General features: G+C 65.4%; 14 protein-coding genes. 9 read left to right on the forward strand and 5 right to left on the reverse strand.

All coding sequences use genetic code 11. From position 1 onward, the window contains the following. Nucleotides 1-7: 7 nt before the first annotated feature. Nucleotides 8-1,201: an efflux RND transporter periplasmic adaptor subunit gene (locus E4K64_RS06585; RefSeq protein WP_167771845.1), complete on the reverse strand. Its 1,194-nt coding sequence runs from the start codon at nt 1,199-1,201 to the stop codon at nt 8-10. 230 nt (nt 1,202-1,431) lie between these two features. Between E4K64_RS06585 and E4K64_RS06590 the strand changes: the two genes are divergently transcribed. Next, nucleotides 1,432-2,166 (forward strand): ABC transporter substrate-binding protein, encoded by a 735-nt coding sequence (locus tag E4K64_RS06590; protein WP_135162741.1) that lies wholly within the window; start codon nt 1,432-1,434, stop codon nt 2,164-2,166. Between the two features lie 232 nt (nt 2,167-2,398). On the opposite strand, the gene E4K64_RS06595 is transcribed toward E4K64_RS06590, so the two are convergent. The 3 genes from E4K64_RS06595 to E4K64_RS06605 all read right to left on the reverse strand — a co-directional run bounded on the left by E4K64_RS06595 (nt 2,399) and on the right by E4K64_RS06605 (nt 5,590). Continuing rightward, a complete protein-coding gene (locus tag E4K64_RS06595; RefSeq protein ID WP_135162742.1) occupies nt 2,399-3,466 on the reverse strand; it encodes a hypothetical protein in 1,068 nt (355 codons plus the stop codon). A gap of 89 nt (nt 3,467-3,555) precedes the next feature. After that, nucleotides 3,556-5,046, reverse strand: a complete 1,491-nt coding sequence (locus tag E4K64_RS06600; protein WP_135162744.1) for a flavin-containing monooxygenase — start codon at nt 5,044-5,046, stop codon at nt 3,556-3,558. A gap of 94 nt (nt 5,047-5,140) precedes the next feature. Then, nucleotides 5,141-5,590: a cupin domain-containing protein gene (locus E4K64_RS06605; RefSeq protein WP_024339447.1), complete on the reverse strand. Its 450-nt coding sequence runs from the start codon at nt 5,588-5,590 to the stop codon at nt 5,141-5,143. Between the two features lie 188 nt (nt 5,591-5,778). Here E4K64_RS06605 and E4K64_RS06610 point away from each other — a divergent pair, with 188 nt between their 5' ends. Next, the gene (locus E4K64_RS06610; protein ID WP_135162745.1) at nt 5,779-6,804 is read left to right on the forward strand and encodes an AraC family transcriptional regulator; all 1,026 of its coding nucleotides are present in this window, start codon (nt 5,779-5,781) and stop codon (nt 6,802-6,804) included. 8 nt (nt 6,805-6,812) lie between these two features. On the opposite strand, the gene E4K64_RS06615 is transcribed toward E4K64_RS06610, so the two are convergent. Next, complete coding sequence (locus tag E4K64_RS06615; protein ID WP_135162747.1) at nt 6,813-7,451, reverse strand: cupin domain-containing protein; 639 nt, start codon at nt 7,449-7,451, stop codon at nt 6,813-6,815. A gap of 218 nt (nt 7,452-7,669) precedes the next feature. Between E4K64_RS06615 and E4K64_RS06620 the strand changes: the two genes are divergently transcribed. From E4K64_RS06620 to E4K64_RS06655, 7 genes are all read left to right on the forward strand, one after another. Then, nucleotides 7,670-9,361 (forward strand): peptide ABC transporter substrate-binding protein, encoded by a 1,692-nt coding sequence (locus tag E4K64_RS06620; protein WP_135162748.1) that lies wholly within the window; start codon nt 7,670-7,672, stop codon nt 9,359-9,361. Between the two features lie 27 nt (nt 9,362-9,388). Then, nucleotides 9,389-10,339: an ABC transporter permease gene (locus tag E4K64_RS06625; protein ID WP_126255173.1), complete on the forward strand. Its 951-nt coding sequence runs from the start codon at nt 9,389-9,391 to the stop codon at nt 10,337-10,339. 3 nt (nt 10,340-10,342) lie between these two features. Next, nucleotides 10,343-11,218: an ABC transporter permease gene (locus tag E4K64_RS06630; protein ID WP_135162749.1), complete on the forward strand. Its 876-nt coding sequence runs from the start codon at nt 10,343-10,345 to the stop codon at nt 11,216-11,218. Between the two features lie 39 nt (nt 11,219-11,257). Then, nucleotides 11,258-12,586 (forward strand): NAD(P)/FAD-dependent oxidoreductase, encoded by a 1,329-nt coding sequence (locus tag E4K64_RS06635; protein ID WP_135162751.1) that lies wholly within the window; start codon nt 11,258-11,260, stop codon nt 12,584-12,586. A 13-nt stretch (nt 12,587-12,599) separates the two neighbouring features. Beyond that, entirely contained in the window at nt 12,600-13,526 is a 927-nt protein-coding gene (locus tag E4K64_RS06640) for a 2-hydroxyacid dehydrogenase (RefSeq protein WP_135162752.1), read from the forward strand. A gap of 225 nt (nt 13,527-13,751) precedes the next feature. After that, nucleotides 13,752-15,620 (forward strand): ABC transporter ATP-binding protein, encoded by a 1,869-nt coding sequence (locus E4K64_RS06650; protein WP_209311945.1) that lies wholly within the window; start codon nt 13,752-13,754, stop codon nt 15,618-15,620. A 342-nt stretch (nt 15,621-15,962) separates the two neighbouring features. Beyond that, nucleotides 15,963-16,478 carry a hypothetical protein gene (locus E4K64_RS06655; protein WP_135162756.1) on the forward strand — a complete coding sequence of 172 codons (516 nt, stop codon included), beginning with the start codon at nt 15,963-15,965 and terminating at the stop codon, nt 16,476-16,478. Nucleotides 16,479-16,565: the final 87 nt, after the last annotated feature.

Consider the following 16,565-nt stretch of genomic DNA (forward strand, 5'->3'; position numbering starts at 1 on the left):
TGGCCCCTTACTTGCTCGAGGCTTGCGGCTGCTCGATCTTCGTCACCTGCGGATCGATCTTCTGGCCCGGGATCACCCGCAGCAGCCCCGCGATGACGATGCGGTCGTCCGGTTTCAAGCCGCTTTCGATCACGCGCAACCCGTTGTCGACCGGGCCGATCTGCACCTTGCGCTGCTCGACGATATTGTCGCCGTTCACCACCAGCAGATAGCGGCCGCCCTGGTCGCTGCCGAGCGCGGCGTCGGGAACGAGCAGCGAGTCCTTTTCCTGGCTGAAGGGCACGCGGACGCGGACGAAATAGCCGGGCAGCAGCAACCGCGTGTCGTTGGGGACGAGGCCGCGCACCGCCAGCGTGCCCGTCGACTGGTTGAGGGTCGGCGAGACGTAGTCGAGCTTGCCCTCGTGCGGATAGCCGGTCTCGGTCTGCAGCCCCACCTGAATCGGGAAGTGCTTCATGTCGGCGGGGGTCAGTCCGCGGCGGGCGGCTTCGGCGCGGATGCGCAGCACGTCTTGCTCGTTGACGGTGAAGTTCACGTAGATCGGGTCCATCGCCACGATGGTGGCGAGCTGGGTCGGGGAGGAAACCCCGACGAGTTCGCCGACCGAGACCATGTGGGCGCTGACGATGCCGTCGAACGGCGCCGTCACCTTGGTGTAGCCGTAATTCACCTCGGCGAGTTTCGTATTGGCCTGGGCCTGTTGCAGATTGGCCTGGGCATTGTCGCGGTTGGACGTGGAGGTGTCGAGCGTGGCCTGCGAGACCGCCTGGCGCTGCACCAGCTCGGCCTGCCGCTTGTAATCGGCTTCCGACTGCCGGAGCGAGGCCTGCGCGCCGATCTCGGCCGCCTGCGCCTGCTCAAGCTTGAGCTTGTAGGTCTCCGGCTCGATCGTGAAGAGCTGGGTGCCCTGCTTGACGAAGCTGCCGTCCTGATAGTCGATCGATTGCAGAAAGCCCTGCACCCGCGCCACCAGATCGACGCTCTTGATCGGCGCGGTGTTGCCGGTGGCCTCGATGTAGCGCGTCACCGGACGCTGCACGGGGGTTGCCACGTCGACCTTGGGCGGCGGCGGGGCCACGAACGTGTTCTTGTCCTCGCAGCCGGCGAGCAAGGCCACGGACGCCGCAGCGGAAAGGACCCGCCCGATATGCCTCCACGCTCCATCGCGTCGTGCGGCAGTGGCGGGATTCGTTGCGGTCATTCGGTAGCCCCCGATTGCTGTCTGTCGGTGCGGCAGGCTAGCAATAAACGATTGGCCGTGGAACACCATAGCCATGGCAGTCACCGGCCTTGCCCTGCAACGAGCGATGTGGCCTTTGACAGGTTTATCATGACAACCCGCTTTTCATCGGCGGCGTGATCGACCGGAATTGTAGGCCGCGCGAGACAAACGCAGCGGTAGGGAAGAAGAAAAGGTGAGGAGACCATGACATGCCCGCGCTAGCAGACGGCTTGAAGGACGAGATCGAGCCGACCGGCAAGCTGCGGGTCGCGATCGCCATCAGCCCCGCAGGCGGGGCGTTCTGGTCGACCAAGACCGAAGCCGGCTATGCCGGCGTCCCGGTCGATCTCGGCAAGGCAATGGCCGCCCAGCTCGGCGTCCCCGTCGAATATGTCGTGCACCAGAATTCCGGACAGATCACCGACGCCGCGTCGAAAGGGACATGGGACGTCACCTGGCTGCCCAAGGATCCCGAGCGCGAGACCAAGATGCTGTTCGGCCCGATCTACGAGGTCGCGGACGCCACTTATATCGTCAAGGCCGGCTCTGCCGTCACCAATTTTGCGACGCTGGACCAGCCCGGCATCAAGGTCGCCGCCGTCAACGCCACCACGACCATGCGCGGCGCGATCGCGCATCTGAAGCATGCCAAGGTCACGGGCTATCAGACCTATGACGAGATCTTCGGCCTGCTCGGAAGCGGCGAGATCGAGGCCTTCGCATTGTCGCGCGACCAGCTCAACAAGATGGCGCAGAAGATCCCGGGCACGCGCGTGCTGGACGAGACGTTCAAGAAAACGGTGACCGCCGTCGCCGTGCCGCTCGGCCACAGCCAGGCGCTGACCTTCGTCACAAAATTCATGACCGAGGCGGTGACGAACGGCACTTTGCGCAAAGCTTACGACGACAACGGCCTGAAGGACGCGCCGATCCGGACGGGTTAGTGTGCTCCGCGGCACATCCTTCGAGACGCCCGCCGTTGGCGGGCCCTCAGGATGAGGACCGAGTGCGCGGCGCCAATTTCCACGAGCACTACTGCCGTTTAGCCTCATCCTGAGGAGACCGCAAGGCGGTCGTCTCGAAGGACGAGGCACTTGCTTCGCTGCCGCCGCGAAGCAAATGCGTTAGTCCCGCTCACTCGTCCGCTTGCGGTCTGATCGCAGTGTCGACCGCCGGCTAGCGCCCCCTAATCTCCGCATACTTCGCCATCGCTTTCTCGAACTTGCGGTTGAACAGCCACATCGCGGCGAGAATCTCGCGGAAGCTTGCGGAGCTGCGCGCCCGGTCGGCCTGTCCGAAGGCAAAGATGCTGTTGTTGCGCAGGTGCTTCATGACCATGGGGCTGGAGACCCTGTAGTTCAGGAGATCGCCGGATTTGAGTGCGGCCCGCGTCGGGGTCGGCACGATCTGGATCAGCTCGAACAGCTTCATCTGGTCGATCGGGTCGGGCAGCGTCTTCACGATGGCGGGGATCTCGCGGAACACATCCGCATGCGCGTTCATCAAGCCGTTGCGCACGTTGGTCCAGTGGTTGAAGCGGTGGTCGGTGCCGCGCGCCCGTGCCTCCTCCTTGTCATCGCGCGCGTTCAAGCCCGGATCGATCGCAGCGACCTCGCTCTTGATCGCCTGCCATTTCCTGTGACCGTTGCGGTCCTCGGAGGGGCCGGTCTGGAAGCTGCCCATATAGGTATTCGAGCGTCCGTTGCGAACGTTCTGCTTGCCGTTGGTCTCGGCAAAGAACAGCCCGAGGCTGATGCGTCCTGCAGCGTCGGCGTGCTCGGGCGCGAGCCCCCTGGCGCGCGCGATCACCGTGGCGAGATCGACGACGTCCTTGAACGGCGTCGCCGAGTTCTGCGCGTTGGCGGGCGGCGCCTCCATGACGTCGAACAGTCTTGAATATTCGTCGATCAGAGGTTCGATATCGGCATCGAAATAGGCCGGGGGAATCTCGAACTTGTTGGGCCGGCCGATCCGCGACGGCATGGCGTCGGTGAGATCCTTGTAGGTGCTGATCACCGCGACGCGCGCCAGATAAAGCGCCTGTCCCGGCAGGTTCGGCAGCGGCTCCTTCGCGTCGATCTGGCGCCGGCGCTCGGCCAGGATCGATTTGAACCCGGCGAGCGCCCGGTCATAGGCGGCGACCGCCTCCGATTGCTGGGCCGTGAGCGCACCCTTCTGCGCGAGGGCAGGCCCCGCGACGAAGAAGGCAACAGCCGCAAAGATTGCGAGACGTCTGAATCCCATGGCCGGTTCCTGTCGATTCGCTGGCCAGGGAGATCGTAAGCAACAGAGGCGCGAGCTGGCGAGACACAAATCCCGCTCAACCGGAATTCTTATGCCGCCCGATAGTCCGGCGCCGTCGCCAGGAATTTCGCATAGGCATCCGCATCTGGCGGCTGGAAGCGGCCGGCAAGCCCGCCGCGCTTCTGGTTCTTCGCGCCGATGTCGGCCATCAGCTCGTCGAAATGGCGGTAGTGATAGGGCGCGACGCACAGGCCGCCATAGACGCCCGCGGCCGGCCGCTCGACGCGCTTGAAGTGCAGCATCATCTCGATGTTGTCGCGCATCTGCTGCGCCGTCGGCTGCTTGGCGAGCTGGCCGTCGGCAGAGCGCACCAGCCAGTTGGCGGCGAGGTCGGCGCAGAGCACGGTGCAGAACGAGGAGTTGAAGCCGACGAAGCCGAGCTCGGGCAGATCGGGGTTGGCGATCAGGCGGTAGAGCCGATACTGCCCGTCGGCATCGACCAGCTTCTGCCTGTAGGCCTCGGGCAGGAACGGCACGCCGAGCTTGTAGCCGATCGCGAGCACCGCGACGTCGGCGTCCACCCGCTCGCCGCCGCTCATCACGATGCGCTCGCCCTCGTAATGGTCGAACGTACCGAACACCGCCTTGATGCGGCCGTCGGCGACCATCGGATAGAAGCCCGGCGTTGCGATCGGCACCGAGCAGTTGACGCCGTCCTCGATCCGCTCCTTCGGCACCATGTTGCAGCGGCCGAGCTTGAGCTGCGCCTTCAACAGGCTTTCCAGCCCGCGCCAGTTTGCCCAGACCAGCGGCGCGGCGATGCGATGCGCGAGCCGCCCCATCGCGCTCATGCCCCAGCCCGGAAACATCTCCTCTTGCGCGCGGATATAGAGGATGCGCTTGAAGTTCACGAGCCCGCCGATGAAATAGGGAATGCGCCAGACCGGCTCGCGCATCACGATGGTGACCTCGCGCGCGCCCGATTTCACCGCGTTGACCGCGATGTCGGTCGCCGATTTCGAGCCGCCGAGCACGACGACGCGGCGGTCCTTCGCCAGCGAGGGATCGCAATATTTCGAGGAGTGCAGAATCTGGCCGCCCTGTGCCAGGAAGGCATCCTCGCCCGGGCAATGCAGCTCGCGCGGCTCGTTGAACTGGCCGGTGCAGACGGCGACGAAATCGAAGTCCTCATGCGTGCTGGCGCCGTCCCTGGTTTTCAGCGCGAGCGTCCAGCCGGGCTTGCCGTCGGCACGCCGCGCCATGCCGGCAACCTCGGTGTCGAGGCGCAGCATGCGGTCGAGGCCAAAGCTCCTGGCGTAGTCGGCGAGATAGGAATGGACCTGCGGCCCGGTCGGCCATTCCGGATAATCCTCCGGCATGGCGCGGTCGGTGTAGCGGTAGAGCTCCTTCGGGCTCTGTGTCTGCACCTCGGGATAGGAGCGCGCAGGCTCCCAGACGCCGCCGAGATCGCTGCTGCGCTCGACGATGGCGACGCGGTGGCCGCGGTTGGAGAACGCCTTGGCGGCGGCAAGGCCGGAGACGCCGGCGCCGATCACGCAGACATGCTTGGGACTGACCATGGGTTTGCTCGCAATGTGTTTCGGACGCAAGCGGCCACGTTCCGCCGCAAGGCGCGGCCGGCGGGCCAGCAAGCAGATGCAGTGGACGAGGAACCTAGTCGTTGGCCTCGGGCGGCAGGAAATCGACCTCGTGCAGTGCCGAGATGCGCACGACCTCGGCAGGGTCGGTCAGATTGTGCAGCTGGTTGAACAGCGCCTCCAGCTTCTGCATCGGCGAGACCCAGAACAGCGCCCGGCACGGCTTGTCGGATTTGTTGAAATAGCCATGCGGGATGCCGCGCGGCATCCGCACCAGATCGCCGGCATGGGCCTTGACCCATTGTCCGTCGAGCTTGAGGTCGAGCGTGCCCTCCTGCACCAGGATGAACTCGTCCTGGGTCGGATGGATGTGCACCGGCACGAACTGGCCGGGATCGCTGTTGGTCTCGAACGCGAAGGTGGAATCGGTGACGGCCTTGGGGAAATAGACCTGGCCCAGAATGTTCCAGCTCTTGCCGCCGTAGCCTGTGCCGTTAGCGGTAATGCCTTTTTCGAGTGCAGTCATGGCGCGCTCCCATTGGATTCCGGCGGGGATGGAGCTTCCGTCGACACGGGGAGGTTGTCTATCCGCTAAACGAATCCGCGGAGCGCCTGTTGCCGTGCAGCATGACGATTTTGGCAAGGCCGGCCTTTTCGCGTCTGCAGAATTATTATAGGCTTAAAGCAATTCCGTGACGCGAAGCGTGGTCGACGATGTCCGCAGCCGTGCTGGAAATGGGCGTAAGGGCGTCCGCAGCCGAACGGCTTGCGGATTTCGCCCGCGTCACCACCGATGACGTCGACGAAGCGGCCGAACAGATCGGACGCATCTTCTGCCCGCACGACCTCAAGCCGGCACAGGCGCGCGCGGACGGCTTCTCGGCCCGGCACAATTGTGCGGCCTTCGACGGGTTTTCGATCAATTACGTTGCCTACGGCGGATCGGTCTGCATCGATCCCGGTTGCCTCGAGCGCTTCTTCCTGGTGCAGATTCCGCTCACGGGCACAGCCCATATCCGCGCCGGAATCACCGAGCTCGAGGTCGCGCCGGAGCGGACGGCGTCGCTGCTGTCGCCGACGATCCCGACCCGGATGATGTGGCGCGACTGCGCGCAGGCGATCCTGCTGCTCGACCGCCGCATCGTCGAGCAGCGCGCCGCGGCGCTGTCGGGCAGGGCATCGGGCACGGTCGAGTTCGATCCGGTGATCGACCTGGAGACGTCGGCCGGGCGGGTCCTGCGAACCCGTCTTGCCGAGCTGATGACACTCGCCGAGCGTCTTGGTCCGTCCGGCAGGCTGTCGGCGCTCGCCATGGCCGATTGGCGCGAGCTGCTGCTCGACCATCTGCTCAATGGCCAGCGGCATGGCCTGTCGGATGCGATCACGACATTCTCCGGCCGGGCCGAGCGGCTGCCGCGCGCGCTCCGCGCGGCGCGCGACCATCTTGCGGACAATGCCGCCGAGCCGCTCGATCTCGCGCAGCTTGCCTACGCCTCCGGCATCGGCATCCGCGCGCTCCAGCTCGGCTTCCGCCGCCATTTCGGCCAGTCGATCTCGCAGATGCTGCTCGACATGCGCCTTGCCGCTCTGCATGCCCGGCTCGCGCAAGGATCGCCCGATGCCTCCGTCACCGACATCGCGTTCGATCTCGGTTTCACTCATCTCGGCCGCATGGCCGGCGCCTACCGCGACAAATTCGGCGAGACGCCCTCGGCCACGTTGCGGCGGCGGCTGAGCTGAAGGATGGGCTAGACCTGCGACGGAGTCCCGCGATCTTCGCGCAGCGTCGTCACCCAGATCACGCGCGCCGCCTGCTGGGTCGGATTGTCGAACATGTGCGGCACGGTGCTCGGAAAGCGGAAACTGTCGCCGGCTTCCAGCACGTGGGCCTGGTTGTCGAGCCATAGCCGCAGGCTGCCGGACAGGATGTAGCCGGCCTTCTCGCCGGTGTGCTGCAGGAAGTCGGTGCCGGAGGAGGCGCCGGGATTGAGCGTGAGCTCGTAGAGCTCGAGCTGGCCCTTGCCTTCGGGAGTGAGGGCTTCCTTGACGACGCCGCTGGCGGTGAGCCGCAGCAGCCGGCGACTGTTCTTGCGCACGATGTAGCGCGGCACCTCGGCGGGATCGCTGGTCTCGAAGAAATAGGAGATGGGCACCTCGAGCGCGATGCTGAGCAGGCGCAGCGTCCGGATCGACGGCATCGCGCGCGCGCGTTCGAGCTGGCTGATCATGCCGGTGGACAGGCCCGTCTTGTTGGCGACGTCCTGAATCGAGAAGCCCGCGCGCTGACGCAGCAGCCGCACGGTCTCGCCGAGCCGCTGGTCGACCCCATCGTCCGCCTCGTTTCCCGGGGCGTCCTTCGCATTGTTGGTGCCGCCGCGACCATTCATGTCGCTCTCCCATGCATCATCATGAGCCCCGGCCGTGTCGGTCCGAGGCATCAGTCGGAGTGAAAAGGTCGCGCATACTAGCAATGCGATTGACAGGTGTAATTAGTCGTGATGAAATTTTGACTGAAAAATTTAGAAGCACTAAAGCCCACTCCTGTCCCTTTGCCGGGGTCTCGGGGCGCGGGAGACGGTGCCGCGTGCGGAAACGGAGACTGGTGATGGCAGACAGCACCGACAGGTTCGGCGTTGGCGGAGTCCACTTCGGCATTCCAAGCCGCCGGCAATTCTTCCAGCTCGGTGCGGGCGCCGCGGCGGGTTTGACGCTTCCAGGCTACGCCTATGCCCAGAGCGAACGTCCCTCCAATCCGCCGGACAAGCCGCGCGGTCAGGTGATCGCGGCGCTGTCGCAGGAGCCGACGGTCTTTCATCCCTTGATGCCCGGCATCGAGGTCGATCAGGGCGTCTGGTGGCAGGTGTTCTCGCTGCTCTGGTACATCGACCCCGCCGGCAAGTTCGTTCCCGACCTCGCCCGCGAAATCCCGACCATTGAGAATGGCGGCCTGTCGGCCGACGGCCTGACCTGGAAGATCAAGCTGCGCAGCGACGTGAAGTGGCATGACGGCACCCCGTTCACGGCCGACGACGTCAAGTTCTCGCTCGAGCTGATCAACGATTCCAATTTCCGCGCGCGCAGCCGCGTCGGCCACAGCCTCGTCAAGGACATCAAGGTGGTCGCGGCGGACGAGATCCATTGGCGCATGGAAGCGCCTTATTCGCCCTACATGTCGATCCTGGGATCGCTGACCTTCATCGTGCCCAAGCACATCCTTGAGAAGGTGTCCGATCCGAACGCCTCGCCGTTCCACAACGCGCCGGTTGGCACCGGCCCGTTCCGCTGGGGTGAGCGCGTGCCCGGCGATCACATCCTGCTCAACGCCCACACCGGCTATCACGGCAAGGGGCCTTACGTCGAACGCGTGGTCTTCAAATACATTCCGGATCTCACCGTTCTCTACACCCAGTTCCGCACCGGCCAGGTCGACTACACCGGCCTGCAAGGCATCCTGCCGAACTTCGTGCAGGAGGCGAAGACGCTGAAGGGCCGCAAGATCGTCGTCTCCTCGACCTCCTCGGTGGAGCATATCGCACCCAATCTGGAGTTCGGTCCCTTCGCCGACCGCGCGGTGCGCGAGGCGCTCTACCTCGCCATCAACAAGCAGGCGATCATCGATGCGCTCTATTACGGCCTGCCGACGCAGACCGAGAGCTTCGTGCCGCAACAGGCCTGGTCGTTCCAGCAGGGCCTGCCGCAGCACAAATACGATCCCGCCAAGGCCAACGCGCTGCTCGATGCGAGCGGATGGGTGCGCGGCGCCGGTGGCGTGCGCGAGAAGGGCGGCGTCAAGCTCGAATTCACCAATTCGACGACATCGGGCAATGCGGTGCGCGAGCAGACCCAGCAGCTGCTGATCCAGGACTGGCGCGCGATCGGCGCTGCAATGCGCGTCAACAACATGCCGGCGGCCGTAATCTGGGGCGATTTCTGGCAGCAGTCGAAATTCAATTCGGTGCTGGTCTCCGTGAACTTCATGCTCGGCAGCGATCCCGACGTGACGCCGCGCTTCGGCTCCGGCGCCATCCCTGCCAAGGGCGGCCGCGGCTACAACACCTATCAGTACAACAACCCGGAGGCCGATCGTCTCCTGGCCGACGGTGCCAGGCAGTTCGAGATCGCACAGCGCAAGACCACCTATGGCGAGCTGCAGAAGCTGATCCGCAACGATCTCGCCATCCTGCCCATGTTCCAGGGCTTCATCGCCGAAGGCGTGAAGGAGGGGCTGCAAGGCTTCCGCCCCAACATCAACACCTCCATCAATTGCTGGAACATCCGCGAATGGTACTGGGCCTGACGGATCGGGTGCGCAGGGCAGCCTGAGATGGCCCGTTACGTCGTCAACCGCCTGGCACAGGCGATCATGCTGCTGGTGATCGTCTCGGCGATCGGCTTTGCCATCCTGCATCTGGCGCCCGGCGGTCCGCTGTCGCAATTCGCGGCCTCCGCGCAGATGACGCAGGAGGATCTCGATCGCGTCACCAGGCAGCTCGGGCTCGATCGCCCGCTGCCGGTTCAATATCTCGACTGGTTCGGCCGCATGCTGAGGGGCGATTGGGGCAAGTCCTATCGCGACGGCGAGGCGGTGCTGTCGGTGGTCTCCTCGCATCTCGGCGCCACGCTGGAGCTGATGGCGACGGCGACCATCATCGCGGTGCTGCTCGGCTGCTGGATCGGCATCCTCGGCGCGCTGCGCCGCTATTCGCTGTTCGACACGCTCGCCACCGTCGGCGCCATGATCGCGCTGTCGATCCCGACCTTCTGGTTCGGCCTCGTCACCATCTACGTGTTCTCGGTGAAGCTCGGCTGGCTGCCGGCCGGCAACCGGCACACCATCGGTGACGGCTCGCTGCTCGATCTGCTGCATCATCTAATCGCGCCGGCGATGGTGCTGGCGCTGGTGGAGACAGCGATGTGGGGCCGCTTCATGCGCTCCTCCATGCTCGAGGTGATCAACCAGGATTACATCCGCACCGCGCGCGCCAAGGGCATGCCGGAATGGCGCATTCTCACCGTGCACGCGCTTCGCAACGCGCTGCTGCCGATGATCACGGTGGCGGGCCTGCAGTTTCCGACGCTGCTCGGCGGCGCGCTGGTGGCCGAGACCGTGTTCACCTGGCCCGGCATGGGGCGGCTGTTCCTCGATTCCATCGGCTACCGCGATTATCCCGTGGTGATGGGCATCCTGATGTTTTCCGCGACGATGGTGCTGATCGGCTCGCTGCTGGCCGACATCCTCTATGCCGTCGTCGATCCGCGCATCAGGGTGGGCTAGGCGATGACGGCTGCGACCATCTCCACCGTCCAGCTCGCGCCCGGCCAGGCCGCCTGGCGGCGCTTCCGCCGGCATCGTCTGGCGCTCGCCGGCGCCGTCATCATTCTCGTGCTCGTGCTCGGCTCGGTCTTCGGCCCCTATGTGCTGCCGTTCGACGACACCTATATCGACATCATGAAGCGGTTCGCGCCGCCGCTCTCCGGGGCTCATGTCCTCGGCACCGACGAGCTCGGCCGCGACGTGCTGGCGCGGCTGATGATGGGCGCACGCGTCTCGCTCACGATCGGCATCGTCGCGATGGTGATCGCCATGGTCGTCGGCATCGTCGTCGGTGCCTTTGCCGGCTTCTATGGCGGCCTGGTCGGCGCTGTCCTGATGCGGCTCGTCGATGCGGTGCTGTGCTTCCCGACCATCTTTCTGCTGCTCGCGCTGGCCGCGCTCACCGAGCCCGGTCTCGTCACCACCACGGTGCTGATCGCGGCGACCGCCTGGATGTGGGTGGCCCGCGTCGTCGAGGCCCAGGTCCGCTCGCTGCGGGAGCGTGAGTTTGCGGTCGCCGCACTCGCCTTCGGCTCGTCGAACCTGCGCATCATGTTCCGCGAGCTGGTGCCCAACGCGATCGCGCCGATCGTGGTGGCGGCGACTTTGAACGTGGCCAAGGCGATCCTGCTGGAATCCTATCTCAGCTATCTCGGCTACGGCGTCCAGCCGCCGGCCGCGAGCCTGGGCAACATGCTCAACAACGCCCAGATCTATCTCACCAGCGCGCCGTGGCTCGCGATCGCGCCGGGCCTCGCCATCACGCTGGCCGTGACCAGCTTCAACTTCCTCGGCGACGGCCTGCGCGATGCGCTCGACCCGCGCATGAACATCCCATGACGAACCAGACCTCGATCGAACCGACGCCAGGAGTGCCCCATGTCCCCGCCGCTCAACCGCATCAATAGCGACGAACGCCTGCCGGCGCAGGTGGACGTCGTCGTCATCGGCGGCGGCGTGATCGGTGTGTCCGCGGCCTATCATCTGGCGAAGAAGGGCCATTCGGTCGCATTGGTCGAAAAGGGCCATGTCGGCGGCGAGCAGTCGAGCCGCAATTGGGGCTGGTGCCGGCAGCAGGGCCGCGCGCGCGAGGAGATTCCACTGGCGCGCGAGGCGCTCCGGCTCTGGGAGGACATGCAGAACGATGCCGGCGTCGACGCCGGTTTCCGTCGCACCGGCGTGCTGTTCCTGACCAAGAGCAAGGACGAGCTCGCAAGCTGGGAGCGCTGGGCCGCGGTCGCGCGCGAGATGCAGGTCCATTCCACCGTGCTGACGCCGGCCGAGGTCGCCGAGCGCATGCCGGGGAATACCGACACATGGGTCGGAGGCCTGCACACGCCGAGCGACGGCCGCGCCGAGCCGTCGATGGCGGTGCCCGCGCTGGCCACTGCCGCGCGCAAGCATGGCGTCACCATCCATCAGGGCTGCGCGGCACGCGGGCTGGAGACGACCGGCGGGCGCGTCAGCGCCGTCGTCACCGAGAAGGGTACCATCCGCACCCAATCGGTGCTGCTCTCCGGCGGGGCGTGGTCGTCGCTGTTCTGCCGCCGTCACGGCATCGAGCTGCCGATCGGTCTCGTCAACGCCACCGCATGCCGGACCACGCCGGGACCGGAGATCACCTCCGGCGCGCTCGGCACGGATTTCTATTGCATTCGTCGCCGCCTCGACGGCGGTTTCACGCTGGCGCTGCGCAACCGCGGCACGGTCGAGCTGTCGCCCGATCTGTTCCGCTACGCCCGCACGTTCTGGCCGACTTATCTGCATCGCAAGAACGGGCTGAAGCTCTCGTTCGGCAAGTCCTTCTTCGAGCAGATCGTGCGTGGCACCAGCTGGAGCTTCGACAAGCCGTCGCCGTTCGAGACCGAGCGCGTGCGCGATCCCGAGCCCGACATGTCGCTGGTCAATGCCGCGCTGGCCTCGTTGATCAAGGCGAATCCGGAATTGAAGGACATCGAGATCGCGGAAGCCTGGGGCGGCACCATCGACTGCACGCCTGACACGATCCCCGTGATCTCGCCGGTCGATGCGTTGCCGGGCTTCTTCCTCGCCACCGGCTTCTCCGGCCACGGCTTTGGCATCGGCCCCGCCGCCGGCAAGCTCGCCGCCGACATCGTCACCGGTGCGACGCCGCTGGTCGATCCCGCCGCCTACAGCCACAAGCGCATGATCGACGGCCGTCGGCTCGCGCCGGTCAGCCCGTTCTGAGGGCGTTAGCGGCATGACGGTTCTCTACAAGGCCAACATGGTGCGCGGCGCCGAATGGGCGCGTTTGTTCGCGGAGCGCGCGCCGCGTCTGCCGTTCCGGCTCTGGCCCGATATCGGCGATCCCGCCGCGGTGCGCTATCTGGTGGCCTGGGTGCCGCCGGACGATATCGCGGCGACCTTTCCGAACCTGGAGCTCGTCTTCTCGGTCGGCGCGGGCGTCGACCAGTTCGATACAACGAAAGTGCCGGCGCACATTCCGCTGGTCCGCATGCTGGAGCCCGGCATCGCCGAGACCATGGTCGAATATGTCACCATGGCCGTGCTGGCCCTGCATCGCGACCTCCTGCATTTCATCAGCCAGCAGAAGGAGCGGGTCTGGCGCGAGATCCGGATCACGCCGGCCAGGCGCCGGCGCGTCGGCGTGATGGGGCTCGGCCAGCTCGGGCAGGCCGTGCTCGATCGCCTCAAGGCATTCGGCTTCCCGCTATCGGGCTGGAACCGCTCGCCGCGCGAGATCGAAGGCGTGACTTGCTACGCGGGCGCAGAAGCGCTGCCCGAATTTCTTGCGCAAGCCGACATTCTCATCTGCCTGTTGCCTCTCACCGACGAGACGCGCGGCATCCTGAACGCGGATCTGTTCGCGCGCTTGCCGCGCGGGGCGGGGCTCGTCAATGTCGGCCGCGGTCCGCATCTCGTCGAGGCTGATTTCCTTGCGGCGCTCGACAGCGGTGCGTTGTCAGCTGCGGTGCTCGACGTCACCGATCCCGAGCCGCTTCCGCCAGGCCATCCGTTCTGGAGCCATCCGCGCATTCTGCTGACGCCGCACAATGCCAGCATGACGACGCCGGATACCGCGGTCGATTTCGTGCTCGACGTCATCGCCCGCCACCGCCGCAGCGAAAAGCTGCCGGGGCTCGTTGACCGCACGCGTGGATATTGAGGTGATGATGGGAACGTCGGTGCAGCCACGAGCGCAGTTTACCTCTCCCGCTCTTGTCCGCCGAAGCCTTGGCGAAGGCGGATGCGGGAGAGGTCGGCGCGTAGCGCCGGGTGAGGGTTCTCTCCTCTTGGGGGTTCTCGATTGTGGAGACACCCTCTCCCCAACCCTCCCCCGCAAGCGGGGGAGGGAGCGCACCGTCTGCGCGGCATGTGCAGGGGGCTTTGCATGAGTATCGGTGCGAGCGGAGCTCACCAAGTGATCGCCGACGCGCAGGCACCCGTGCTGTCGGTTGCCGGCCTTGTCACCTCCTTCATGATCGAGCGGCGATGGATTCCCGTCGTCCGCAACGTCTCCTTCGACGTGGCGCCGCGCGAGACTGTGGCGATCGTCGGCGAGTCCGGTTCGGGCAAGAGCGTCACCGCGCTCTCGATCATGCGGCTGATTCCGCAGGAGATCGGTCGCGTCGAGGGCCGCGTCATGTTGGCCGGCCGCGACCTGCTCGCGCTGCCCGAGGCGAGCATGACCAGCATCCGCGGCAACGATGTCGCCATGATCTTCCAGGAGCCGATGACGAGCCTCAATCCGGTGCTCACCATCGGCTTCCAGATTGCGGAAGCGCTGATCCAGCATCGCGGCCTGTCGCGCGCGGCGGCGGAAGCCGAGACCATCCGCCTGCTCGATCGCGTCCGCATTCCGGCGGCGCAATCGCGCTTCCACGAGCATCCACATCGCTTCTCCGGCGGCATGCGCCAGCGCGTGATGATCGCGATGGCGCTGGCCTGCAGGCCGAAGCTCCTGATCGCGGACGAGCCGACCACCGCGCTCGACGTCACCATCCAGGCCCAGATCCTCGAGCTCTTGAAAGAGCTCCAGCAGGAAGAGGGGATGTCGATCCTCTTCATCACCCACGACATGGGCGTGGTCGCCGAGATCGCGGACCGCACCGTGGTGATGTATGGCGGCCAGGCGGTGGAGACGGATACGACTGCGCGCATCTTCGAAACGCCCTCGCATCCTTACACCCGCGCGCTGCTCGCCGCGGTGCCGCGGCTCGGCTCGATGGACGGCCGGGCGCGGCCGATGCGGTTTCCGATCGTCGACAAGGTGACGGGCAGCTCGGACGAGCCGGCGGAGACGCCCGACACCGTCTCGACGGCGCAGCGGCCGCTGCTCGAAGTCGCTGGCCTCACCACGCGCTTTCCGATCCGTTCCGGATTGTTCGGCAAGGTCTCGGGCCGCGTCCATGCGGTCGAGAACGTCTCCTTCACCTTGCGGGCCGGGGAGACGCTGGCGCTGGTCGGCGAGTCCGGTTGCGGCAAGTCGACCACCGGACGCTCGATTCTCAAGCTGACGGAGCCGGACAGCGGCACCGTGCTGATTGACGGCCAGGACGTCCTCGCCATGAATGGCCGCGCCTTGCGCGACGTTCGAAAGCACATGCAGATCGTCTTTCAGGATCCGTTCGCGAGCCTCAATCCGCGCATGTCGGTGGGGACGGCGATCGCGGCGCCGCTGCTCGCCAATGGCCTCGCTTCGGCCTCGCAGGCGCGCGACAAGGTCGCCGACCTCCTCGTGCGCGTGGGTCTTGCCGCCGACATGGCGGCGCGTTTTCCGCACGAATTCTCAGGCGGCCAGCGCCAGCGCATCTGCATCGCGCGTGCGCTCGCGCTTGGGCCGAAGCTGATCGTCGCGGATGAAGCGGTCTCCGCGCTCGACGTCTCGGTCAAGGCGCAAGTCGTCAATCTGATGCTCGACTTGCAGGCTAGCATGGGCCTTGCCTATCTCTTCATTTCCCACGACATCGCGGTGGTCGAGCGCATGAGCCACCGCGTCGCGGTGATGTATCTCGGCGAGATCGTCGAGATCGGCCCGCGCGCATCCGTGTTCGGCAATCCACAGCATCCCTATACCAAGAAGCTGATGGCCGCCGTGCCGGTGCCCGATCCCTCGCGGCGCGGCACGCGTCGCGACGTGTCGAACGACGAGATCAGAAGTCCCGTGCGCGCGCCGGATTACCAGCCGCCGGTGCGGCAATATCGCGAAGTCTCGCCCGGCCACGTGGTGCAGGTCTGGGGCGAGGAGTGGCTGGGCTGAGGCGCGAGGTTCACATGTCCTCCGGAAATCGTGAGCGGATGGAGCGACAGGGAACAGCGGCATGTGAACCGCTTCATACTCCATCACTCCCTTTCTGAATTACCACTTCCGCAAGAAATTGCCGCACCCGGACCTGATTGACGACCACGGGTGAGATGCAATGCCTGCGCAGCCGCGTGCTCGCAGCTTTGGATTGGCTCCTCGTCTCGCTCACGAGCAAGCCAACCCCATCACTCAGCACAGATTTTTCAGGAATTGGAATCAAGGGCATCGAGAAACGCGTCCTGGCAGCCTCTATTCGGGTCGGTCGGTAGGCTGCCACTTACTCAGAAGGAGCCCCCAATGAAGATGAGCAGCGCATTTTCCAACGCATTTTCCTTCACAAGGCACGTCGGCAGTCTTCGGATCCCCCGTTCCCGCCTGATCAAGTCGGCCCATCTCCTTGAAAGAATTGGACTGGCAGCCGTTGGAGCCTCTTGCGGCCTCTATGTGGGTGCGGCTCTGTTGCGTCAGAAAGGCGGACTGTTTGAAAGCGGCTGGATCGTGCTGATAACAATGCTCTACGGAGCTCTCAGTTATTATGTCGGCATCGACTTGGCCGGCAATCTCGCGCGGAAGTCGACATCGAGCATCTCGGAAGAATGGAACGGTTCCGAGCCGGCCGAGATCATGAGTGCAGCCGGAACGTTTAGCGCAGCGATCGCCGCGACTCTGTCCGTCAGCATCCTTGTCCTTGATCAAAATCTGCCTAACGGCCTGATAGCCTTTGTAGCCGGCTGTTGGGTGGTTGGTTCTTCGCTTCAGGTTGCGGCGGGCACGATGGCTCGCAACGACGAAACGCCCATCAACGAGCAATGAAGGACGTGCGCTCACGGAAATGCGTCCGCTTGACATCGTACGTCAGCACAAGCCGCAGTGTTGGTTTGGCTTTAGGTCTGGAATGAG

The sequence above is a fragment of the Bradyrhizobium frederickii genome (assembly GCF_004570865.1).
Taxonomy (GTDB): Bacteria; Pseudomonadota; Alphaproteobacteria; order Rhizobiales; family Xanthobacteraceae; genus Bradyrhizobium; species Bradyrhizobium frederickii.